Source organism: Pseudomonas sp. AC255 (genome assembly GCF_979258175.1).
In genome coordinates, this window is the sequence record NZ_OZ409841.1 from 5,114,704 (window position 1) to 5,136,371 (window position 21,668).

16 protein-coding genes, 1 tRNA gene and 1 pseudogene are annotated in these 21,668 nt (G+C 62.0%); 2 read left to right on the forward strand and 16 right to left on the reverse strand.

Annotated elements, in window-relative coordinates:
* Positions 1 to 22: 22 nt before the first annotated feature.
* The 3 genes from ACZZ0K_RS23065 to gabD form a co-directional block, all read right to left on the reverse strand.
* Positions 23 to 1,234, reverse strand: a complete 1,212-nt coding sequence (locus ACZZ0K_RS23065; protein ID WP_150637854.1) for a response regulator — start codon at positions 1,232 to 1,234, stop codon at positions 23 to 25.
* Between the two features lie 134 nt (positions 1,235 to 1,368).
* Positions 1,369 to 2,646 (reverse strand): 4-aminobutyrate--2-oxoglutarate transaminase, encoded by a 1,278-nt coding sequence (gene gabT / locus ACZZ0K_RS23070; RefSeq protein WP_003220503.1) that lies wholly within the window; start codon positions 2,644 to 2,646, stop codon positions 1,369 to 1,371.
* A 185-nt stretch (positions 2,647 to 2,831) separates the two neighbouring features.
* Positions 2,832 to 4,274 (reverse strand): NADP-dependent succinate-semialdehyde dehydrogenase, encoded by a 1,443-nt coding sequence (gene gabD, locus ACZZ0K_RS23075; protein ID WP_024011131.1) that lies wholly within the window; start codon positions 4,272 to 4,274, stop codon positions 2,832 to 2,834.
* 432 nt (positions 4,275 to 4,706) lie between these two features.
* On the opposite strand from gabD, the gene ACZZ0K_RS23080 reads away from it, so the two are divergent.
* A tRNA-Arg gene (locus ACZZ0K_RS23080) sits at positions 4,707 to 4,783 on the forward strand.
* Positions 4,784 to 4,860: 77 nt separating this feature from the next.
* On the opposite strand, the gene ACZZ0K_RS23085 is transcribed toward ACZZ0K_RS23080, so the two are convergent.
* Positions 4,861 to 5,130, reverse strand: coding sequence for a hypothetical protein (locus ACZZ0K_RS23085; RefSeq protein ID WP_463559417.1), 270 nt, complete (start codon positions 5,128 to 5,130; stop codon positions 4,861 to 4,863).
* Positions 5,131 to 5,176: 46 nt separating this feature from the next.
* A complete protein-coding gene (locus ACZZ0K_RS23090) occupies positions 5,177 to 5,737 on the reverse strand; it encodes a YbhB/YbcL family Raf kinase inhibitor-like protein (protein WP_258707428.1) in 561 nt (186 codons plus the stop codon).
* A 139-nt stretch (positions 5,738 to 5,876) separates the two neighbouring features.
* On the opposite strand from ACZZ0K_RS23090, the gene ACZZ0K_RS23095 reads away from it, so the two are divergent.
* The gene (locus ACZZ0K_RS23095; RefSeq protein WP_258707427.1) at positions 5,877 to 7,400 is read left to right on the forward strand and encodes an FAD-dependent oxidoreductase; all 1,524 of its coding nucleotides are present in this window, start codon (positions 5,877 to 5,879) and stop codon (positions 7,398 to 7,400) included.
* Positions 7,401 to 7,510: 110 nt separating this feature from the next.
* Here the strand turns inward: ACZZ0K_RS23095 and pgaD are convergent, their stop codons facing one another.
* The 11 genes and pseudogenes from pgaD to ACZZ0K_RS23150 all read right to left on the reverse strand — a co-directional run bounded on the left by pgaD (position 7,511) and on the right by ACZZ0K_RS23150 (position 21,610).
* Positions 7,511 to 8,032 carry a poly-beta-1,6-N-acetyl-D-glucosamine biosynthesis protein PgaD gene (pgaD, locus tag ACZZ0K_RS23100; protein WP_095181140.1) on the reverse strand — a complete coding sequence of 174 codons (522 nt, stop codon included), beginning with the start codon at positions 8,030 to 8,032 and terminating at the stop codon, positions 7,511 to 7,513.
* Entirely contained in the window at positions 8,029 to 9,384 is a 1,356-nt protein-coding gene (gene pgaC, locus ACZZ0K_RS23105) for a poly-beta-1,6-N-acetyl-D-glucosamine synthase (protein ID WP_252882972.1), read from the reverse strand. Before pgaC ends, pgaD begins: the two co-directional genes overlap by 4 nt.
* 1 nt (position 9,385) lies before the next feature.
* A pseudogene (pgaB, locus tag ACZZ0K_RS23110) lies at positions 9,386 to 11,382 on the reverse strand (poly-beta-1,6-N-acetyl-D-glucosamine N-deacetylase PgaB).
* A 12-nt stretch (positions 11,383 to 11,394) separates the two neighbouring features.
* On the reverse strand, positions 11,395 to 13,875 hold the full coding sequence (gene pgaA, locus ACZZ0K_RS23115; RefSeq protein ID WP_258707426.1) for a poly-beta-1,6 N-acetyl-D-glucosamine export porin PgaA: 2,481 nt from the start codon (positions 13,873 to 13,875) through the stop codon (positions 11,395 to 11,397).
* Positions 13,876 to 14,109: 234 nt separating this feature from the next.
* Positions 14,110 to 15,615: a YdgA family protein gene (locus ACZZ0K_RS23120; protein WP_016772258.1), complete on the reverse strand. Its 1,506-nt coding sequence runs from the start codon at positions 15,613 to 15,615 to the stop codon at positions 14,110 to 14,112.
* A 248-nt stretch (positions 15,616 to 15,863) separates the two neighbouring features.
* Complete coding sequence (locus tag ACZZ0K_RS23125; RefSeq protein ID WP_252885117.1) at positions 15,864 to 16,499, reverse strand: NADH:ubiquinone oxidoreductase subunit N; 636 nt, start codon at positions 16,497 to 16,499, stop codon at positions 15,864 to 15,866.
* 93 nt (positions 16,500 to 16,592) lie between these two features.
* A complete protein-coding gene (locus ACZZ0K_RS23130) occupies positions 16,593 to 18,035 on the reverse strand; it encodes an efflux transporter outer membrane subunit (protein WP_150742986.1) in 1,443 nt (480 codons plus the stop codon).
* Positions 18,032 to 18,919 (reverse strand): efflux RND transporter periplasmic adaptor subunit, encoded by an 888-nt coding sequence (locus tag ACZZ0K_RS23135; protein ID WP_056786955.1) that lies wholly within the window; start codon positions 18,917 to 18,919, stop codon positions 18,032 to 18,034. The genes ACZZ0K_RS23130 and ACZZ0K_RS23135 overlap by 4 nt, the downstream gene beginning before the upstream one ends.
* The gene (locus tag ACZZ0K_RS23140; RefSeq protein WP_016772264.1) at positions 18,916 to 19,125 is read right to left on the reverse strand and encodes a DUF1656 domain-containing protein; all 210 of its coding nucleotides are present in this window, start codon (positions 19,123 to 19,125) and stop codon (positions 18,916 to 18,918) included. The genes ACZZ0K_RS23135 and ACZZ0K_RS23140 overlap by 4 nt, the downstream gene beginning before the upstream one ends.
* Complete coding sequence (locus ACZZ0K_RS23145; protein WP_150742985.1) at positions 19,122 to 21,185, reverse strand: FUSC family protein; 2,064 nt, start codon at positions 21,183 to 21,185, stop codon at positions 19,122 to 19,124. The genes ACZZ0K_RS23140 and ACZZ0K_RS23145 overlap by 4 nt, the downstream gene beginning before the upstream one ends.
* A complete protein-coding gene (locus ACZZ0K_RS23150; protein ID WP_016772266.1) occupies positions 21,182 to 21,610 on the reverse strand; it encodes a MarR family winged helix-turn-helix transcriptional regulator in 429 nt (142 codons plus the stop codon). Before ACZZ0K_RS23150 ends, ACZZ0K_RS23145 begins: the two co-directional genes overlap by 4 nt.
* Positions 21,611 to 21,668 lie beyond the last annotated feature (58 nt).

The window sequence follows — 21,668 nt, forward strand, 5'->3', positions numbered from 1 at the left end:
CACATTGGAATGTGGTGATCTGTCATTTGCGCATCCGCAGCAACTCCGGCAGCCCGATCTTGAGCAACCGCGCCGTCCGGCTCTTCGCCAGTTCCTCTACGCCTTCATGCTCGGTCAGCCGCGCCATCTGCGCCGCCATGTGCATCACCAGCGCCTCGCGACTGTAAACGCCACCACCGAGCTGGTAGGCCGAAGCAATCAACTCGCGCAACTCCAGCGGCAGACGCCAGCGAGTGCGCAATGCCGAGCCGTAAGAAGCGCCAAACTTCGCCAACGCTTCACCGACCTCCTGCAACTCGTCCAGCTCGCCGCCGGCTTGTTGCCACTCCTGCAAGCAGCGCAGCAGCGCCAGATCGCCGAGCCGATGCAGCATGCCCGCGCAATAGCAGCGCTCCTGATCCAGATCGAGCAGGCGCGCCAGCGTACGGGCGTATTCCGCAGTGTGCAGGGATAGTCCCCAATAGCGCTCGGCGTAATCCGCCAGGCATGGATCGCTGAGCCGCGCGCTGCGTTTGAGCGCCAGCCCGAGAATCAGGTTCATGCTCTGCCCGGTGCCGAGTCGGTGCAGCGCCTGGGCCAGGGTTTGCACCGGCGCGCCGTAGTGTTGCGCGGCACTGTTGGCGGCTGCGATCAGCACGGCGGTAATCTGCGGATCGGTGCGCACCTCTTCTTCCAGCAGCTTGAGGTCCAGCCCCTCGGGATTGAGGCTGCGCTTGACCGCCACTTGCACGTCGGTCATCAGCGGCGCGCCATCAGCCTGCTCGCGACGCCGCTCAAGGAACACCGACAGGGTCATGCCCGGCGCCAGTGCCGGCACTTCGCAAACCACCGCTTCGCCAGCGTTGAGCAGCAAGCCCTGCAAGCGCTCGGTCAGGCCTTCCATGTTCAACGGTTTGGTCAGGTACGCCGTCGGCGCCAGCGGAATCGCTTCGCGCACGCTGGCGCTGTCGTTGCGGCTGCTCATCAGAATGAACGGCAACGGCGGATTGCGTTTGCGCTGGCGGACGCTGCGCAGCACATGCAATCCGTCGATGCCGGGCAGCTCCCAATCGACGATGGCCAAGTCATAGGGCACCTCGCTGAGCAACGACATCGCCTGCTGGCCATCGGCACACAAATCCAGGCGCGCATCGCAGCGCACATTGAGCAGCACTTGTTTGAGCAGGTCGCGGGACCAGGGATCGGCCTCGGCAATCAACACCCGGGGTACAGCGGGTAAATCAACGGCAGTCATGCGCGCTCTCCTTGCAATGCCTGAACCTTAGCCAATGCTGGCGATTCGATACAGCGCAAACAGGTCCGATGTGTTTCAAGGGACGAAAAAAACCCGCCGAAGCGGGTTTTTGTCGAACAAGTCACACCAACGGATCAGAGCTCAGAGAAGCACTCTTCGATGATCGCCAGGCCTTTGTCCAGTTGCTCGTCTGGCGACGTCAGCGGAACCAGCACACGCAGCACGTTACCGTAAGTGCCGCAGGACAGCAGGATCAGGCCCTTGTCACGCGCCTTGGCCACCACGGCAGCCACGGCAGTCGGGTTCGGCTTGTGGCTGTCGCCGTTTTCGAACAGCTCGACCGCGATCATTGCGCCCAGCGCACGCACTTCACCGATGACCGGGTACTTCGCCTGAATCGCCTTCAAACCGGTGACCAGGCGCTCGCCGACAGCCTTGCAGCGGTCCAGCAGTTGCTCTTCTTCAAACACTTCCATGACTGCCAGCGCAGCGGCGCAAGCGATCGGGCTTCCGGCGTAGGTGCCGCCCAGGCCGCCCGGAGCGATGGCGTCCATGTATTCGGCCTTGCCGCACACGCCGGCCAGCGGGAAGCCGCCAGCGATGGACTTGGCGAAAGTGGTCAGATCGGCGGCAACGCCCATCTGTTCCATGGCGAAGAAAGTACCGGTACGGCCAGCGCCAGTCTGCACTTCGTCAGCGATCAGCAGGATACCGTGCTGGTCGCACAAAGCGCGCAGACGCTTCATGAATTCCTTCGGCGCGACGTAGAAACCACCTTCGCCCTGCACTGGCTCGATGATGATCGCAGCGATGTCTTTCGGCTCGGCGTCGTTCTTGAAGATGCGTTCGATGGAAGCGATCGAATCGTCGATGCTCACGCCGTGCAGTTCGTTCGGGTACAGCGCGCGGAAGATGCCGCCTGGCATCAGGCCCATGCCCGCCGAGTACGGCACGACTTTACCGGTCAGGCCCAAGGTCATCATGGTGCGACCGTGGTAAGCGCCGGTGAAAGCGATCACGCCAGCGCGGCCAGTGGCGGCACGGGCGATCTTCACGGCGTTTTCCACCGCTTCGGAACCGGTGGTGACCAGCAGGGTTTTCTTGGCGAAATCACCCGGCACCTTGGCGTTGATTTTTTCGCACAGCTCAACGTACGGTTCGTAGGCCAGCACCTGGAAGCAGGTGTGGGTCAGCTTATTCAGCTGTTCAGTCACGGCGGCGATGATTTTCGGGTGTACGTGGCCGGTGTTCAGTACAGCGATACCGCCAGCGAAGTCGATGAACTCACGACCTTCAACGTCAGTCACGGTGGCGTTCTTTGCCGACTCGGCGAAGATCGGGTGAATCTGGCCAACACCACGTGGAACAGCTGCGGTACGACGGGCCATCAGTTCAGCGTTAGTCTTGCTCATTACAGTCCTCATTCGCCGCTCATCGGGCGGCGTGGTTCAAGGATGAAGCGGGAGGAATCGGCGGTGGCAGCATGCGATGATCGACTGCCACGGCGTTCCTGGCCGCAGAGAAATTTCCTGTTTGAAACCACGCAAAGGGACAGCGCTCTCGTGCCCATTGCGTTTGCAGCGATCCCTTTCTCGGCTTAGATGCCCAGGCAGAGGTATTTGATTTCCAGGTAATCTTCGATGCCGTACTTGGAGCCTTCACGGCCCAGGCCCGAAGCCTTGATGCCGCCGAACGGCGCGACTTCGTTGGAGATCAGCCCGGTGTTGACGCCGACCATGCCGTATTCCAGCGCTTCGGCGACACGGAACACACGGCCCAGGTCACGTGCGTAGAAGTACGAGGCCAGACCGAATTCGGTGTCGTTGGACATGGCGATCACTTCGGCTTCGTCTTTGAAGCGGAACAGCGGAGCCAGCGGACCGAAGGTTTCTTCCTTGGCCACGGCCGCGTTTTTCGGCACGTTGGTGAGAATGGTCGGCTCGAAGAAGTTGCCTTCCATCGCCTTGCCGCCCGCCAATACGGTGGCACCTTTGCTCACGGCGTCAGCGATGTGTTCCTGAACCTTGGCCACGGCTTTTTCGTCGATCAGCGGGCCGGTGGTGGTGCCGTCTTCCAGACCGTTGCCGATCTTCAGTTTGGCTACAGCTACTTTCAGCTTCTCGGCGAACGCATCGTAGACCGCGTCCTGAATGTACAGACGGTTGGCGCAGACGCAGGTCTGGCCATTGTTGCGGTATTTGGAGATGATCGCGCCTTCGACGGCCTTATCCAGATCGGCGTCGTCGAACACGATGAACGGCGCGTTGCCGCCCAGTTCCAGCGAGACTTTCTTGATGTCCTTGGCGCATTCGGCCATCAACTGGCGACCGATTTCGGTCGAGCCGGTGAAGGACAGTTTGCGCACGATCGGGTTGCTGGTCAGCTCGCTGCCGATGTCGCCAGCGCTGCCGGAGACCACGCTGAACACGCCCGCAGGAATGCCCGCGCGCTGAGCCAGTTCGGCCAGGGCGAAAGCGGAAAACGGAGTTTGCGATGCCGGCTTGAGCACCATGGTGCAACCGGCGGCCAGCGCCGGGCCGGCCTTGCGAGTGATCATTGCTGCCGGGAAGTTCCACGGAGTGATCGCAGCAGTAACGCCGATCGGCTGCTTGATCACGATCAGGCGCTTGTCCGGCTGATGACCCGGAATCACGTCACCGTAGATGCGTTTGGCTTCCTCGGCGAACCACTCGATGAACGATGCGGCGTAAACGATTTCGCCCTTGGCTTCGGCCAGCGGCTTGCCCTGCTCGAGGGTCATCAGGCGCGCGAGGTCGTCCTGGTTCTCGATCATCAGTTCGAACCAGCGACGCAGCTTGCCGGCACGCTCTTTGGCGGTCAGTGCACGCCAGGCCGGCAGCGCCTTGTCGGCGGCCTCGATGGCACGGCGGGTTTCAGCGGCGCCCATCTTCGGCACGGTGCCGAGGATTTCGCCGGTTGCCGGGTTGTTGACCTTGATCGTCTGACCGTTGTCGGCATCGACCCAAGCGCCATCGATGAAGGCTTGCTGGCGGAACAACTGGGTGTCTTTAAGCTGCATGTCGGCTTTCCTTAACAGCACCGCGGCCTGCGCGGAGCAAATTATGATTGTAGAAAGGCGCCTCGCAAGGCTGCCGTCAGGGAAATCAGTGAGCGGATTGTGGCGCATCAACAGTGCACGACCGGGCGCACCTGCGCTGCAACATCCCGCCAAAGAGCGTTTGAAATCTCAAACGGATCGTAGGTTCAAAGGGGGTAAAGGACAATAGGTCGTTCGAAAAAAGAACAAAAATGCCGCTTTTCAGATCAACGCACACAATACCCATGCCGCAGGAAAAACCTTAGATCAACCCCGACGAAGCGCCAAGCGAGGGTTTTGCAGGACGTTACCGCTTTAAGGAATGCAGCGATTTTGCGCCGACACGCACACTGACAAAACCCGCCAAACCCGGCATGGACGCCCCGAGCCGACCTAGGTATGATGTCGCCCGCTGCACCAGTAGCTCAGCTGGATAGAGTACTGCCCTCCGAAGGCAGGGGTCGTGGGTTCGAATCCCGCCTGGTGCACCATGAATCAAACGAGAAAGCCCCGGACTGTGATGGTCCGGGGCTTTTTTGTGGGCGATGGCAAGATCGCTGGAACGCCGTCACTCCGTCGTCCAGTCAAACTCGTCATATTCATCGTCGTCATCCCCCTCCTCCTCAGCCTCGTCAAATACCTCGTCTTCTTCAACGAGTTCTTCTTCCGGCTGATTCAGCAGAAACTCCTTACGTGTCTCGGTTACTGCACGCCGCATTTGTTCGCCCTTTTCCGGGCAGTTGAGTAGCTGGGCGATGCGGTCGATTTTTGCTGCCACGGTGTCCTCCAGCGCATTGGCAATGGCTTGATAGTGCGCGTTTTCGCGGGGCAATGCCAAATGGCTGGGGAATCAGAGCAGTCAGCCGCCCGAGAGCGGCCGAACCTCAGCGGTGATAACGCCGCACCGCGCTGCTGTTGCGCAGCACATGGCCTTCGATTTTTTCCATCAGCTCGGCGCGGGTCAGGCCGGCAGGCAGGGCGTCCGGGGCGAGGTCGAGGGCGTAGATCTGGATGATGTAGTGGTGCGCGCTGTCGCCCACTGGCGGGCATGGACCCATGTAATGGGTGTTGCCTTTGCTGTTGGTGCCGCCGACGCCTTCGAGGGCGGATTTGGCACCGACGCCAGCCGCGATCTGGTGGGTGGTGGGTTTGATGCCGTAGTGAATCCAGTGATCGACGCCCAAGCCTTTCTGGCCATCCGGGTCGTGCATGACGATGGCGTAGCTCTGGGTACCGGCCGGGCCGGCGTTCCAGCTCAACGCCGGCGACTGGTTCTTGCCGCCGCAGCCGGGTGCGTCACTTGCCGCTGCCGAGGTGAACAGACGGTTATCCGACACGCCGGGGATGCTCAGGGTGAAGCGCTCCTGGGCCTGTGCCGGGAACTGCACGCAAAGGGTCACGGCGATGGCCGCCAGCCATGGGTTGAGAGAGGTCAATCGGGTCATTCCGGGAGCACCTTGTGCAGTGAGGCCGTCGTCGGCCCGCAAACTATAGCCGTACCGTTCGTGCCTTGGCAGTAGCAAATGGCTGAACCTCGCGCGGCGCCGCCAACTCACAAGAGAAATGCCTGCGAGGAAGCCGAAAATGTCCCTGCACCGTGTCGCCCGTTTCGCCGATGTCCCGCAAGACCGTGGCCTGCAAGTCGAAATCGGCGACTGCAAGATCGTCCTGCTGCGTGCCAACGGCGAGTTGCGGGCGTTTCAGGGCCTGTGTCCACATGCCGGCGCACCGTTGGCCGAGGGGGCGTTGTGTCACGGCAGGTTGATCTGCCCCTGGCACAAAGCCGCCTACCGCGCCGAGGACGGCGGCCTGTGCGAGCCGCCATCGCTGGACAGTCTCAAGCGCTATCCGCTGGAGTTGCGCGGCGATGAAGTGTGGGTCGATGACCAGCCGTTGCCCGATCCGCACACCCCGCCCGCTGACGACCCAAGAACGTTCGTGGTGGTCGGCGCCGGGGCGGCGGGCACGGCTTGCGCGGCGGCGCTACGGGAGAAGGGTTTCGGCGGACGCATCGTGCTGGTCGATGGCGAACCGGATGCCGGCTACGACCGCACGGTGTTGAGCAAATTTGTTCTCGCCGGGGAGATGTCGCCGAAAGAAGTGCCGCCGCTGCGCGATGAGGCGTTCTATCAAGCGCAACGGATTGAACGTGTGCAAGGCGAAGTGACTTCACTCGACGCCCCAGGCAAAACACTGCATCTGAACAACGGCGGCATCCTGCGCTACGACGCCGCTGTACTCGCCACCGGTGGCGCGCCCAATCCTTTGAAGTTGCCTGGCGCCGAGTTGGCCAACGTTTTCGTCCTGCGCTCAAAAGCCCAGGCTGAACAGATCATCAACGCAGCTCAACCTGGCCAGCGCGCGGTGATCATCGGCGACAGTTTCATCGCCCTCGAATGCGCGTCGGCCCTGCGCGAGTACGGCCTCGACGTTACCGTGCTTGCCCGCCATGCAATACCGTTCGCCAAGCAATTCGGAGAAGCGGTGGGCAAAGCGATCCGCAGGTTGCACGAAGAGCACGGGGTGAAGTTCATCAGTGAACATGAGGCCACGCAGATACTCGGCGAGGACAAGGTCGAGGGCGTGCTGCTCGACAACGGTCTGCGCCTGGCGGCGGATCTGGTTCTCGCCGGCGTCGGCGTTCACCCGGCCACTGAGCCTTTCGACTCATTACCCAAGGAAGAAGACCAATCGTTGCGTGTCGATGACGGCATGCGCGTGAGCGATGGTTTATGGGCCATCGGCGATATCGCCACGTTTCCGCTGAGCGGCCAGCCAACTCGCATCGAGCATTGGCGCCTGGCCCAGCAACACGCGCGGATTGCCGCCGCCAACATGCTGGGTGGCGAGGAACATTATCTGGATGTGCCGTTTTTCTGGACGTACCACTTCGGCAAGAACTACGACTATCTCGGTCACGCGCAGGAGTGGGACGAGGTCGAGTTCAGCGGTGAGCCGGAACAGCCGCCATTCATTGGCCTGTTTGCAAAAGACGGTATCGTCGTTGCGGCGGTGGCCTGCGACAAGCAACGCGCGATGGCGCTGCTGGCCGAGCGGATGAAGCAACCTCTGCGGATCAAAGAGGCCTGGACGCTGATCCAGGCCTGACACCAGTCCTGTAGGAGCTGACGAGTGCAACGAGGCTGCGATCTCTTGATCTTGTTTTTACATAAGCAAAATCAAAAGATCGCAGCCTTCGGCAGCTCCTACAGTGGAGGTCACGTCAGCCGGTTCACCGGCTCGCGATTGTCATCTTCATCGGCATGCAGAAAGATCACCCGCTGTTGCCCCAGCGGCGCGGGCAAGGCCTGCTGCTGTAACGGCCAGAAATGCGTTTCCACATGGCTGATGTCGCCGTCCTGATCGTTATGAATGGTCATCACCCCCGGCGTGCGCAGTTTCTGGAAACGCTCGTCGCACAACTTGAAACTCTTGCTCAGACCTTCATCGCCAATCACCGGTGACGGCAAACGGCGCTGGGCGAAGCTGCGGCTTTTGCGTTGCTGGTAACGCGCCCAACCGATCAGGATCACCGCGTTGACCAGCGCCACCCACATGTAAACCTGCAAAGTGCCCAAGGCGTCGAATGCCGAATGATCGATGCGCGGGCCGCCGGTGGTTTCGATCAATGGCCATAACCCGCGTACCAGCAGGAACAGCAGGCCAACCCAGGCCAGGACGGTGAGGATCACGTCGATCACCACCAGAAAGGGCCGCTGGCGAGTGCGGATAATTTTCATTTGATGACTTCCTCCTGGTCGTCGCCCAGCGGGCGAATGCCCCGATCAGGACTGACCCAGCGCGCGCGTTTTTTGTGTTGGCTGAACAACACTCTGGGGAAACTGACCAGGGTGGTCAGCAGACTGACGAGCCAGAACACCAACGGATACCAGACCACCCAGAACATGGTCTTGCCCAGACCCGGCTCATACCGTCGGTCAATGACGATGCTGACGGCAAACTGCACCAGGCAGACAAACGCCAGCAACAGACCGGTGAAGGCCGGTGGCATCAGGTGATCCACGGCGATCGCGTCGGGCATGACCATGAACTTGCCCATGCCCCAGAAAATCACCGACAGCAGGAAAGTGAAGGCCCAACCGGTGGACAGGCAGTATTCGAACAGCAGCGGCCACAGGTAGCGATGGCGGTACTGCCAGATGCCGCGAATGTTCTTGAACAGCACTTCGGCGCCGCCCTGAGCCCAGCGCAGACGCTGCTTCCACAGACCGCCGAGGGTTTCCGGCATGAGGATCCAGCACAGTGCGCGCGGTTCGTAGAAGATGCTCCAGTGATCCAGTTGCAGCTTCCAGCTGATATCGATGTCTTCGGTGATCATGTCCGGGCTCCAGTAGCCGACCCGGTTCAGCGCGGTGCGGCGGAACGCGACGATCACCCCGGAGACGGTAAAGATGCGCCCGAAGACCCGTTGCGTACGTTTGATCAGGCCGATGATCGAGGAGAACTCGCCGACCTGCACCCGCCCGATCAAGGTCGAACGCGTGCGGATCCGCGGGTTGCCGGTCACTGCGCCAAGACGTGCGTTATCCAGCATCGGCGCGACCAGGTACGCCGCAGTGTTTGGGGCCAGCAAGGCGTCGCCGTCGATGCACACCAGATACTCGCTGCGCGCAGCAATCGCGCCCATGCGCAGGGCTACAGCCTTGCCCTGGTTTTCCGCCAGATGCAGAACCCGCAGTCGCGGATCTTCCTTGGCCAGCGCATCGAGCACAGCGGCAGTGTTGTCCTTGGAGCCGTCGTTGATCGCGATGACTTCGATGTTCGGGTAATGCTGCGCCAGCGCCGCGTGGATGGTATCGGCAGCGTTATCGCCTTCGTTGTAGCAAGGAATCAGGATCGAAATCAGCGGTTCGCCCTCCAGCGGCGGCGGCAGCGTGTCGTCCTGCCATGGCCAGTGGCGCTCCCAGTGCAGCCAGAAATACAGGCCGCCGGCGATCCACAACCCGGACATGAACAGTGGGTAGAAGAACACGAACGACATCAGGAACTGGCCGGTCACGAGGAAGATCAGCCCCAGCGGAACGCCAAGGACAATCGCCAGAACAAGCAGGGCTAACAGTCTATCCAGCATGTTATGGATTCCATTTGTTGGAGAGTGCAGGCCTTACGGTTTTCAGGTCTGGCAGGTTGTCGAGAAAGTTGTCCGGGTAGTAACCGAAGCTGGTTGCGCCTTGACGCTTGAGCCGGCCCATCCAGTCCGCCAGATGCACGGCGTCGATATCGGCCTGATCCTTCTGGTTCCAGTCACGCGCCTGCAATTCGAACACGGTGCGGTTGAGCGCGCCGGGACGTTTCTTCACCGTGGCGACCAGTTCTTCCAGCCACGGGCCGGACTCGGCCAGCGTCTGTTTTTCCATCAACGGCATGGCCATTGGCGCCGTCCAGTCGTAGGTGGCGAGGAAGTCATCGAGGTTCTGTGCGAACCACGCTTCGCTCTCTGGATTGAGCATCGGTTCGGCGAAGATGTTGCGTGCCGTCAGCACTTGCGGGCCGCGAATCGCACGGACTTTCGCGGTCAGTTCGTTGGTGAAGTCGATCAGGTAGCGGCTCTTGAACCGCGTCCAGCGTTGCATCGCCGCCGGATCGTCGCGCAGCGCGGCAATCGAACCTGGCAGACCTTGAGCGGCGTAGGCCTTCAGGGCATCCGGGCTGGCGTCCTCGAAATCCGAGAGCACCGCATCGTCGTGGTAGAGAATGCCGTCGACCGAGGTCAGCCGCGCCACGTCTTCATAGATTTCACCGATGATCTTGCGCACTTCCGGATTGAACGGTGACAGGCGTTTGTACTGTTTCGGATCGACCGAGGTGGTGGCGGTTTTCGGGTCCCAGCGGGTCACGCGCGGCAGCTTCGAATCCAGTTCGAAACTCAGCACCGGCATCCACGCAAAGACCTTCACGTGGGCACGGGTGCGCAGTTGCCAGGCGACGCGATCGAACAGGTCGGCGCGCATCGGCAAGTGACGGTTGGGGAAGTACAGCGAATGCACCAGACCATCGCCCTTGGGGTCGGCGAAGGCTTGCAGGAACACCGTGCTGGCACCGAGGTCAGCCATGCGCTGCACCAGTTTGCCGAGGTTGATGTCCTGCTGGGCCGGGTCCGGGTCGTAGACGTTGTCGAGGTCGACATGCACCACGCGCATCGGCGCTTCGGCCTGCACCGAGACGATGCTGTTGGCGAAATGCTCGCCATCAGGATCGGAGGCGACCAGAAAGCGCGGCCCGCTCATCAGGTTATCGAGGGTGTCGAGGCCGTCGTCCAGGGTCAGGGCCATTTCATAGCCCTCCTCACCGACCACGGTCAGCGAGGTACCGTCGGCGGTGCCGTACGGCCAGACCCAGACGCGTGGTTTGTAACCGGTGGCCTTGCGGATCTTCTCGGAAATGTTTTTCACGTCGGTGCGAATGCGCGCCTGGAAATCGGCTTCGGATTCGTAGCGTTTGGTCACCGGGTCATAACGCCGGGTCGCGGCGGCCGGCTGCAGGTTGCCCTGCGGGTTGCCAAGGATGCCTTTGTGGTTGGCATCGGTGTGAGCGGCGATCTCTACCAACCCGGACCTGGAAATTTCGCGGATCTGCTGCCAGGTCAGGAAGTTCTCACGGTTACGCGGCGTGCCGGCGAAATCCACCGGTTGATTGAGCGGCGTGTCGATCCAGGTGCCAACCGGCGCCAGCAAGGCTGGCCAGTTGTAGGCGCGCAGCACTGGCAGCACGCGGGTATAGAAGCTGGCGTAACCGTCGTCGAAACTGAGCAGCACCGCTCTCGCCGGCAGCTCCGGGCCGCCATTGCGTGCGGCCATGATCTGGTCGACGGTCACTGGTTTGTAGCCGTTCTCGCGCAGCCAGGCGAGCTGCTCGATCATGCGCTCGGTGCGCACCGCCACCACGGCCTGATCAGGATCACGGTCTTCGACATCGTGGTAGGCGATGCCGAGCACGTGGTTTTTGGCCACGGTTGTTCACTGGCCGCGACCGGGCGCTCGGAGGGCGGCGCGAAGGCCGGGGCTTGCTGGGCGCAGGCGCTGACCAGCAGCGCTCCCAGCAGAAGGATGAAACGCGAGATAAAAGGCATCTTCAAACTCTTCTAGAAGCGGAAAGTGAGGTCGACAAGCAGACGCAGATCAGTTTCCCGATCACCGTCATAAGGCCGGTTGATCACACTGAACATGCCGCCCACATCGAACACGTCGTTCCAGGCGTACCGTTGGCCGTAACCGAGCAATGCCATGCCGCCGGTGCCGTGGTCGCGCTGACTGTAAGTGCCCGCGCCGGCCTGGAATTGCTGGCTCCAGGAAGTCTCGTAGCGGTGGTAGAGCACGTGGTTGACGTTGACCAGCGGCATCACGCTGAAGTCCGACTTCGGGTTGAAGTAGGGCACGTCGTCGGATTTCGAGTTGTGGCTGGTGCCGACTTCCAGACCAGCGTCGACCTGGATGTTCGGCGCGGTGTAGATACCCTCGCGCCCGGTCACCAAGGCTTCGACGCGGTTGTTGCCATCGCTGAAGTGCGACGGGCTGACCGACACGCGCCACTCGCGACTTTCGTTGGCGCGCCAGCGCAGGAACGCACTGCCGCCATTGGCCTTGATGTCGCTGTTGAGCGCGCGCAGCGGCGTTTCCGCCGAGAGGTATTCGAGGCTGCCGCCGTACTGCCAGTGATCGTTGATGTCGCGGGCTATCGCCAGGCGTGCGCCTTGTTTGTCACCGAAGCCGTAATCGTGATTCGACACCTCGGCTTCGAGGGTCATGTCACGGGTGCGCCGTTCCAGGCCGACACGCTGGAAGCGATGGTGGCCGGTGCCTTCGGCGAAATCACCGGTGGCATAACCGGCGCCGGCGAACACTCGCCAGTCTTCATTGATCGGTGGGCTGTAAAGGGTGCTCTGGATACCGAAATCACGGCTGCCGCTGACCGCACCGGCATCGCCGCTGCCGCCACCGTTGGCCTTGCCGCCGTAGGCTTCGACGCGCAGTTCGGCCATGTCATGCACTTCCCGTTCGCGAGCCAGACGCTGCACCTGGCGGTTGTCCGGATAACGCGCGACCACGTCGTCGACCAGCGCATCGTTCTGCCGCCACTCCTGCAACTCCATCGCGGTGCGCGCCTGAGCGACTTCCAGGCCGGCATCGCGGGGCGCCATGCTCTCGGTTTCCTTGAGCTGATTTTCCGCGCGGCGCGGCCACTGTCGGGCGAGGTAAAGATCGGCCTGGGCCAGACGCAAGCCAAGGTTGCCCGGCGCCTGATCGACCAGCGTCTGCAAACGCTCTTCACCGTGCGGAAGATCGGAACCGTAGGTACCGGCCTGGGCGGCAAGTTGCTGGGCGTCCATCCATTCATCGTTGGGGTTGCCGATGGGCAGACCTTTGAGCTCGACGCGCGGACGCTGGGCTTTCGCTGCGTCCTCGGCGACCTTGCGCGCCTCATCGGCGCGGTCGCTTTCTAGCAAGGAGTAATACAGCGCAGTGCTGTCCTCAAGGCGATCACCGACATCGGCGTCCGGCGCCGAAAGCACCTGGCGATACAGATCGGTGGCAGTCTCGGGCTCACGCTGATCGAGATAAGACGCTGCCACCCAGCGCAGGGCATAGGTCGGAATTTCCACGCCCTCGGCTTGCAGTTTCTGGTATTCGCTGATGACGTCGGCGGTGCGCGCCCGCGCCTTGAGCGCGCCCATGCGGTCGATGCGCCAGCGCGTCACGTCATCGTGAGCAGTGGCGTCAGGGGTCCAGGTTGCGAGCAATTTGTCGTAATCGGCCAGCGCGCGGTCGGCGATGACGTAGCGTTCCTTTTCGCTGCGGGTGGCCAGTTCGGCGAGGCGCACGCGTTCGGCGGCGAGATCGCCTTCCAGGCGGCGCAAGGACACCGGATCAATCAGGCCGGGACGTTGACTGGCCAGACGCAGCGCCGGTTCTGGCAGGCGGGCCTTTTGCAGGGCGACCACGTACTCGCGGGCAACTTCCGGCTTGTTGCCGGCGCGGATGAAGGCCTGATCGTATTCGAAGAGTGCGTCGTACTGTTTGCCGGCTCGACCGAGTGCGTAGCCCAAGGCGAGACGGCGTGACGGATCGTCGGGTTTGGCGGCGACCAGCGCCTGGGCGCGGGTGACGGCCTGATCGGGCTTGCCGGAATCGGCCTGGGTCAGCGCGAGACCCAGTTGCAGGTCGGCGTTGTCCGGCTCCAGCACCAGCGCCTTGTTGTACACCTGGGTGGCCTGATCCCAGCGCTTGAGGTTGCGATAGGCACGCGCAACGGCAGTCAGCGCCTGCACCGGCAGAACGCGGTCACGGCCTTGGGTTTCATAGACCTTGACCACTTCGGCATCGAGCCCGGCCCAACTGGCGATTTGCAGATGATCGCTGACCTGGCCTTCGCTGGCCTGGCCAGGCGGCACCTGACGCAGCACGGTCAACGCAGGCGTGTAATGCCCGGCCCGGGCATCGCGCACCATCTCGTCGTAGGGTGTGTCGGCCAACGCCAGCAGCGGCCAGAGCAACTGGCTGCACAGGGCGAATCGGAACAAAGGGCGTAAACCACGATGTAATACAGGGCCATCAATACGCGGCATTTGTCAGCATCCTTACATGGCCAGCCGGGTCGCAATGCCCTCCTTGCCCATTCGTAACGGTGGCCGACAAAAACAGCCTTCGGCCAAGCTTGGTGAGGCAGTCTGCACGCAAGCGAGAGCGAATTTTCACAACGCAATATTTGTTCAGAATCGGTCCATCTGTACAAAATCCGTACAGCAAAACGCCCGGCGCCTGTTCACACAGGGGCCGGGCGTCTGGGGGCGCGGTTGGGTTTATTGCTCTTGGGTGACGCCGGCAAACTTGCTCATGAGGAAACCGATGAACTGCTCGACGGTCATCTTCTGGCCGTTGAATTCGACCTGATTGGCCGCGTAATGCAGTTTGGTCACCACGTTGGTGCCGTCGGCGACAGCCAGTTGCGAGCCGACCGCCATGCCGGCGAACATGTCCGCCGCTTCCTTGGACTGGTCGACGATGGCTTTGGCGTCAGTCTGGCCATCGAGTTGCGCCTGCACGCTGAGCAGATCGACCAGCATCGGCTTGGATACCTGAATGTTCAGGTCGAGCAGCGCGATCAGTTGCTTGCCGAGTTGATCCGGCGGCAGATCCATCGATTGCGGCTTGGTCAGGTCGATCACCAGATTGGCGCGGCTTTCACCGTTGGCGGTGTTGAACGACAGGTTCTCCAGCGCCAGTTGCGGGCCGGCCGCCAGCAACTTCTGCAGATCGGCTTTGACCTGGGCGTTTTCCGCTTCGGTCAGATTCAGCTCCGGTGCCGGCAACCCTTGCGCAGCGGCCTCGGCGGCAGCTTTTTCGTATGGCTGCAATTTGGTCTGGTAGATCTGCATCAGCGACATGGTCGACGGAATGTCGAGGTTCTTCAGGCTCATGGCCATGGCCGCCGAACCGACTTTCTTGTCGTTGAGCGTCACTTCGCCGATTTTGTAGTCGGCACGCCCCGAGGCGTTGCTGCCGCTTTCTTCGGTGCGGTTCTTCATTTCGAAGTTCTTCACGCCCAGCACCATCGGCTTGGCACCGAAGGTGGTTTTGCTGCTGGTCACTTCCAGGGTGTTTTCCCCGGTGTAGTAGCCGTAGCTGCTCTTGGCGAGGTTGCTGGCCAGGGTCAGACCGTTGAGCTCGACCTGCACCGGCGCCTGGTCTTCCGACACGGTGACCAGTTTCAGGTTATCCATGTAGCCGTCGGCCTTGACCTTCTGCGCCTGGGCGCTGGCGGCGATGTCCATGCTCAGACCGGAAAACTTCAGGCTCGACTGCTCATCCAGCGCGGTTTCGAACGGCACCAGATTCAGAGTGCTGGTGGTCGATTCGTCGTAGCCGATGTTGGTCACGCCCTTGAGCGGCGCGGCGCCGTTGGTGGCGGCGAACCATTTTTCCGTGGACGGGCTCTTTTCCAGCTCGTAGTTGCTGGTGGCCATGACCGGCAGCCACTTCAGCGAAACCAGGCGCGAGAACGGCAGCGGGCCGTGTTCGATGTGGTCGACGAACAGCAGCTCGACCGGCGCATCGCCGAACATCTCGCCCTCGCCCTTGAGACGATAGTGCGCGGTGCTGGTGAAGGTGTGGCGCTCCAGCGATACCAGTTCCAGCGACGCGGTGCCGTTGGAGCCGGCCATGGCGGTCTGCAGCTCTTTGTTGGCGTTGGTCACGGCGTTGTTCAGTACGCCTTCGATCTTGGTCCCGGTGTACCAGGCCCCGCCTGCGCTGATCGCGCCGATGGCAACAACAATTCCGAGAAGCACGCCTGCTGATTTATTCATGAATGACCTGATCGGTTTCCGTGGCTGTGGATGAAGTCGTCTTCCTTGAACCCGGGATCGGGTCGCGGCTCGACTGTGCGCAATTAAGCGATGGAGATTAGCACCGGGCGCGGGCGACGGCCCAATGTTTAAAGGTTAAAGAGTGTCTATGGACACTTGGGAGAGCAAAAAGATCGCAGCCTTCGGCAGCTCCTACATTTGCAATCCGATTGTCCTGTAGGAGCTGCCGAAGGCTGCGATCTTTGATTTCAGGAATATTGAACCTCGATTTCATCCAACTGATGATCAAAGCTCTTCAGCCGCGCGGTCCACGTATACACCAGCACTTCAAAGTCACGATCGATCACCGCTCCGCCGGTGGTATCCGCCCGCACATCGCAGAAATCCAGCTGATAGCGTTCACGAGCCATGGCCGTGGCGACGTCGGACAGCTCGCGGGCGTTGTTCAGCCAGTGCCAGCCGTCATCGGCGATCTGCTTGTCGAGTTCCAGGCATTGCTTCTTCAGCCCTTCGAGGCTTTTTTCCAGCGGCGTGCCGGTGAGCTCGCCCATGACCTCGGCGAAGGTTCGCCCGGGCTGCCAGTAACTACCCCAGAAGTAGCGGTCGAACACGGTTTCGACCCGCCGCAGGGCGACTTTAGTGTCCCAGATCAGCACGAGCATCCTGCCCCGTTCGAGCTGGCGCTTCTTGACCCGTTGCAGCTGAATCGAGGTCCACGCGACGACGACGATCGCCATCACCGCGATCAACGCAACGGCGCTGTCGAGGAAAACCATTGCCGTGTCGATCTGGTGGGCCAGCATGATCCCGTAGAAATACGTGGCCGAGAGCAGCACCAGCGCCACCAGAGCGCACCAGAAGCCGAGAGCGTAAGGGTTTTTCATTATTGGTTTCCCCTGGGCCAGCACGAGCAATGTGCATTGCAGGAGCGCTTGGCATGGGGCGCCCCTCCAACACTTCAAAGCATAGCAACGGCCTCAGGGTTTGCTGGCGCTCGAGGTGTTCGTTCGTCCGCTTTCCCAGCCACCGCCCAGGGCGAGGAACAAATCGATCTGGCTCATTGCGACCTGGGTGTTGGCGGCGGCCAGTTGCGCGGTGACATCGGTGTAGGTGCGGGTTGCTTGCAGGTCGGCAAGGAACGACTCGCGGCCGGCCTGGAAGAAGCGGTGCGTCTGCTCGGCGGCGAGCTTGGCCGACTGCTCGGCTTCGGCCAGCGCATCGCGGCGTTGCAGCAGCGCGCTGTACTGGGCCAGACCGGTCTGGGTCTCGCGGATGGCGTTGAGCACCACGCCGTCGAAATGCGCTAGCGCGCCTTGAGTGTTGGCCTCGGCTTCACGGATGCGCGCGCGGGCGCCGTTGGTCGGTACTTTCCAGCTCAACGACGGGCCGAAGCCCCAGCGGTTGGTCGACGGGTCGCCGAGGTCATCAATGATGCCGACGGTGCCGATGGTCGCGCCGATGCTGATGTCCGGGTACAGCTCGCCGGTGGCAATGCCGATTCCGGCGGTTGCCGCCGCGAGGCGCCGTTCAGCCTGACGAATGTCGGGACGGCGCTTGAGCAGCGCAGCGCCGTCACCGACCGGCACCAGTTGCGCGATCTTCGGCAACTCGGCGCAACTGGCGGTACCTGCCGGCAACTGCTCGACCGGTTTGGCCAGCAGCATCGACAGACGGAACAGCCCGGCCTGACGCGCTGCTTCATAGCGCGGCAAGTCGGCGCGCAGGGATTTGAATTGGGTCTGCGAACGGGTGACCTGGGTCTCGTCGCCACGCCCGGCATCGCGCAGACGCTGGATCAGCGTGGTGCTCTGCGATTGCAGGTCGAGAGAATGCTCGGCGATTTCCCGCTCTTCATTGGCTGCGCAGACTTGCGTATAGGCGCGAACCACGTCCGCCACCAAGGTGATACGCGCAGTGTCGGCTGCGGCCTGAGTAGCATCGGCATTGGCTTTGGCCGCTTCGATACCGCGCTGCAAGGTGCCCCACAGGTCGAATTGGTACGAAGCGCTGATGCCGATATCGGCGATGTTGGCCACCGGGACTTTTTCCGGCAGCAGGAACGCCTGACCGGATTCCTGCAGACGTTGCGCACCCATTTTCACCCCGCCGCTCCAGCCGCCAGCGGCCTCGGCTTCATCCACCTGAGCGCGCGCCCGCGACAGGTTCGCCGCCGCTACACGCAAATCGGTGTTGGAAGCCATGGCCTGCTGTACCAGTTGATCGAGGCGCGGGTCTTTATACAGCCGCCACCAGTCCGCTGGCACCGGCGCCGAGACCACCGGTTTGCCGGCGACTGCCAGCTCACCCTGAATATCCTTGCGCTGCACCGCCGCGTCGGCGGGCACCTGATAATCCGGGCCGACCATCTGACAGGCCGAGAGCATCATGCCCAACCCGGCGATCAACCAGGCCCTGCTCATGGCTGCGGCTCCTCATGCTGATCGTCGATGATCGACACAGTGGCGGTACGCCCGGCAATCATGCGGAAGTCGGCCGGTACATCATCGAATGCGATGCGCACCGGAATCCGCTGCGCCAGGCGCACCCAACTGAACGCCGGGTTGACGTTGGGCAGCAGGTTGCTGCCGCTGGTGCGGTCGCGGTCTTCGATGCCGGCGACGATGCTTTCGACATGCCCGCGCAACCGCGCGCGGTCGCCGATCACGCGAATATCCACCGATTGCCCGACGTGAATGCCGTCGAGTTTGGTTTCTTCAAAATAGCCGTCGATGTGGAATGAATTGCTGTCGACCACCGATAACACCGGGCGCCCGGCGGTGACGAACTCCTGCGGACGCGGCGCGCGGTCGTTGACGTAACCGTCGACCGGGCTGCGGATCACCGAGCGATCGAGGTTGAGCTGTGCACTGTCGACCGCCACCAAGGCTTCGGCCAATGCCGACTGCGCACGGGCGACGCGCGACTGGCTTTCTTCCAGTTGTTCGGCCGGCACCAGGTTACCGAGGCCACGGTTACGCTTGGCTTCACGCTGCGCCTGGGCGAGGGTTTCTTCGCGATCGGCAACGGCGGCCTTGGCTTGGCGCAGGGCCAGTTTGAAGCGATCCTGGTCGATGCTGAACAGCACCTGGCCACGCTTGATCAACTGGTTGTCCTTTACCTCGACCTGCTGGATCAGCCCGGACACGTCCGGAGCGATCTGGATGATGTCGGCACGAATGTGGCCGTCGCGGGTCCACGGCGCGAACATGTAATACATCACCATGCGCCAGACGAGGACAACGGCAAAAGTCACGATCAGCAGGGTCAGAACCACGCGACCGATGGTCAGAAACGGTTTTTTCATGTCATCAGGTATCGACTGAGTGAGTCCACGCCGTACAGCAGCACGGCATAGAGCGCCACGTTGAACAATGCCCGGTGCCAGACCAGACGGTAAAAGTGCAGGCGTTGCAGCACGCCATGCACCAACAAAAACAGCACGTAAGTGATGCCCATCAGCACCAGCAGGGTCGGCAGGAAGATGCCGCTGATATCCAGGTCACCGATCATAGGGGCGCTCCATCGGGCAGCGGTTCTTCGGGCTCGGCGCTGGAGACGAACTCGACGCCGGGCAGCAAGGCCAGACGCAGACCGCTCAAGGCGTGCAACAGGTGCAGACGGGTTTCATCGTCACCCTGGCCGTTGAGCGCACGGCGCGTGCGATCGAGGGTCATCAGCAGACCGCTTGGCGCCGGCAGGCGTTCGTCGGCTTTGAGGCAGGCGCGAAAATACTCGCCGACCTCCCCCACCACTTGTCGCAACAGGGCATTTGGCACGCCGGTGACGCGCGGGGTGTAGGCAAGCAGATCGAGCATGTTCAGACCGACACGCACTTCACGCATCGCGATGCCGGTGTCCTGACCGGTCAGGGCCAGACGCGGCAGGTGCTGCATCAGCCGATCGAGCAACTGCACGCCCAACTGCCGATGCTCGGCGAGGCTGGCCGGTTCGGTCATGCTGACGATGTCTTTCCAGCTGAATCGGGTCAGACGCTTGGCCGCCAGTTCGGCACCGAATGGCCGCGCTACCAGCGTCCAGATGAAGGCGAACAACAGCCCCAGCGGTCCAGCCAGATTGGAGTTGGCGAAGGCGAAAAAGTCCGCGTCGTAGGCACCCTGAATACTGATGAACGACGAGGTATTGACCAGCGTCAGCAGCATGCCGAGGTAGAAACGCGGCTGCACGGTCAGCGTACCGATGCAAATGAACGGCACGGCAAACGCCAGCACCAGCATCGGGAAATCGTGCAGGTTGGGTAGAATCAGAAACAGGTAAAGACTGGCGAACAGCACCGACATCCCGGTCCAGAAAAAGAACCGGTAAATCTGCGGCGCCGGGTCGTCCATCGAGGCAAAGAAGCTGCACGCCACCGCCGCCAGAATCACCGCGCTGCCGCCGTCCGGCCAGCCGAGCAGAATCCACAGCACCGAAGCGACGATGATCGCCAGGATGGTCGAGGCCACCGAATACAACATCAGCCCGCGATCGATGAACGGCGTCAACCGGCCCAGGCGCCAGTGCCGGTACACCGCGCGCCAGCTGTCCTGGCGCTCGCAAAGAATCGCATCCTGCAGGCTGCGGCAGTCCTGCCACAGATCGATGAATTCACCGAGGCGGTAAATCGCATTGGAGAACAGCAACTGTTTGCGCTCCTCCAGCGCTTCGGCGCTCGGTTGCAACGCGTCGAGTTGATCTCTCAGTGCTTGCCAGCGCTCGAGATTGGCGTCCGCGTGGCCCAGCCATTCCCGGGTCGCGGTCAGCAACGGCTGGAATTTTTCCACCAGTTCCGGGGTGCGGCGTTCGAGGGCGTACAGCGAATCCTCTAGGGCATCGATCACTGGCAACAGGTGAATCATCCGGCCGCGCAGTTCCTTGGTGTTACGCACGGTTTGTGGCCGCGCGCCTTCGTGGGGCAACTGGCCGATCATCAACTCGAGGCTGTTGAAATTGGCGACCATGGCCATGCGCAGCGCGGTGACCTCTTCCGGCTGCACATCGCGGCTGAGAAACTTCAGGCTGTAGCTCGTCGCATCGGCGAACCATTTGCTCACGGCATCATTGAACACCGGCGCCAGCCGTCGCGGCCAGAACATCGCACCGACCACCGCAGCGACGGCGATGCCAAGGAAAATCTCTTCGGTACGCGCCTCGGCCACGTCCCACACCGCCAGCGGATTATCCACCACCGGCAGGGCAATCAGCGGCAAGGTGTAACCGGCCAGCATCAGCGCATAACTGTTGGCGGTGCGCAGATGCAGGGACATGAACAACAAGATCCCCGTCCACAAGGCAATCACCACCACCAGCACATACGGGCTCTGCACGAACATCGGCACGAACAGCACCGCCGCCGCTGCGCCGAGAAATGTACCGGCCGCGCGGTACAGCGCTTTGGAGCTGGTCGGGCCGAGAAACGGGCTGGAGACGATGTACACCGTGGCCATCGCCCAATACGGACGCGGCATTTGCATGAGCAACGCGATGTACAGCGCAATCATCGACGCTGCAAAGGTACGAACCCCGTAAAACCAGTCACGGGCCGGCGGCATGCCAGTGAAAAAACCGTTCAAGAATTGACCACCACAGGCGAACTCGCCGCCTCAAAAGCCCTCAGTACCCGAAGCGTAGCTTCCAGATCACTGCGCTCGATGCCTTCCAGCACTTCGTGGCGCAGGCGCACCAGCTCGGCCTCCACCGCCTGCACCAGCTCGCGACCGGTATCGGTCAGGCTCAGGCACTTGGCCCGGCGATCCTGGGCATCTTCGGTGCGACAGACGTAACCGGCGTGGCACAGCTGATCGAGCAAACGCACCAGCGAAGGACTCTCCATCCCCGCAGCCTGGGCGACTTGCACCTGACGCACGCCCTCGCCCAAACGCCCGATCATCAACAAGGGCACGGCGCAGGCTTCGGAAATTCCGTAATTGACCAGCGTGGTCTGGCAGATCTTCCGCCAATGCCGGGCGGCCACCACCATGGCGCTGCTGATGTTCATCTGGAGACTGTCGAGGGAATCGGACACGGGATAACGGACACTGTTAGTTTGCTAACTA

Bases quoted from the DNA above. Each gene is read 5' to 3' on its own strand.
- ACZZ0K_RS23135 (WP_056786955.1), bottom strand. From the start codon at position 18,919: ATGAAAAAACCGTTTCTGACCATCGGTCGCGTGGTTCTGACCCTGCTG.
- ACZZ0K_RS23150 (WP_016772266.1), bottom strand. From the start codon at position 21,610: ATGAACATCAGCAGCGCCATGGTGGTGGCCGCCCGGCATTGGCGGAAG.
- ACZZ0K_RS23125 (WP_252885117.1), bottom strand. From the start codon at position 16,499: ATGAAAAACCCTTACGCTCTCGGCTTCTGGTGCGCTCTGGTGGCGCTG.
- ACZZ0K_RS23120 (WP_016772258.1), bottom strand. From the start codon at position 15,615: ATGAATAAATCAGCAGGCGTGCTTCTCGGAATTGTTGTTGCCATCGGC.
- pgaC (WP_252882972.1), bottom strand. From the start codon at position 9,384: ATGCTGGATAGACTGTTAGCCCTGCTTGTTCTGGCGATTGTCCTTGGC.
- gabD (WP_024011131.1), bottom strand. From the start codon at position 4,274: ATGCAGCTTAAAGACACCCAGTTGTTCCGCCAGCAAGCCTTCATCGAT.
- ACZZ0K_RS23090 (WP_258707428.1), bottom strand. From the start codon at position 5,737: ATGACCCGATTGACCTCTCTCAACCCATGGCTGGCGGCCATCGCCGTG.
- ACZZ0K_RS23065 (WP_150637854.1), bottom strand. From the start codon at position 1,234: ATGACTGCCGTTGATTTACCCGCTGTACCCCGGGTGTTGATTGCCGAG.
- gabT (WP_003220503.1), bottom strand. From the start codon at position 2,646: ATGAGCAAGACTAACGCTGAACTGATGGCCCGTCGTACCGCAGCTGTT.
- pgaA (WP_258707426.1), bottom strand. From the start codon at position 13,875: ATGCCGCGTATTGATGGCCCTGTATTACATCGTGGTTTACGCCCTTTG.
- ACZZ0K_RS23095 (WP_258707427.1), top strand. From the start codon at position 5,877: ATGTCCCTGCACCGTGTCGCCCGTTTCGCCGATGTCCCGCAAGACCGT.
- pgaD (WP_095181140.1), bottom strand. From the start codon at position 8,032: ATGAAAATTATCCGCACTCGCCAGCGGCCCTTTCTGGTGGTGATCGAC.
- ACZZ0K_RS23140 (WP_016772264.1), bottom strand. From the start codon at position 19,125: ATGATCGGTGACCTGGATATCAGCGGCATCTTCCTGCCGACCCTGCTG.
- ACZZ0K_RS23130 (WP_150742986.1), bottom strand. From the start codon at position 18,035: ATGAGCAGGGCCTGGTTGATCGCCGGGTTGGGCATGATGCTCTCGGCC.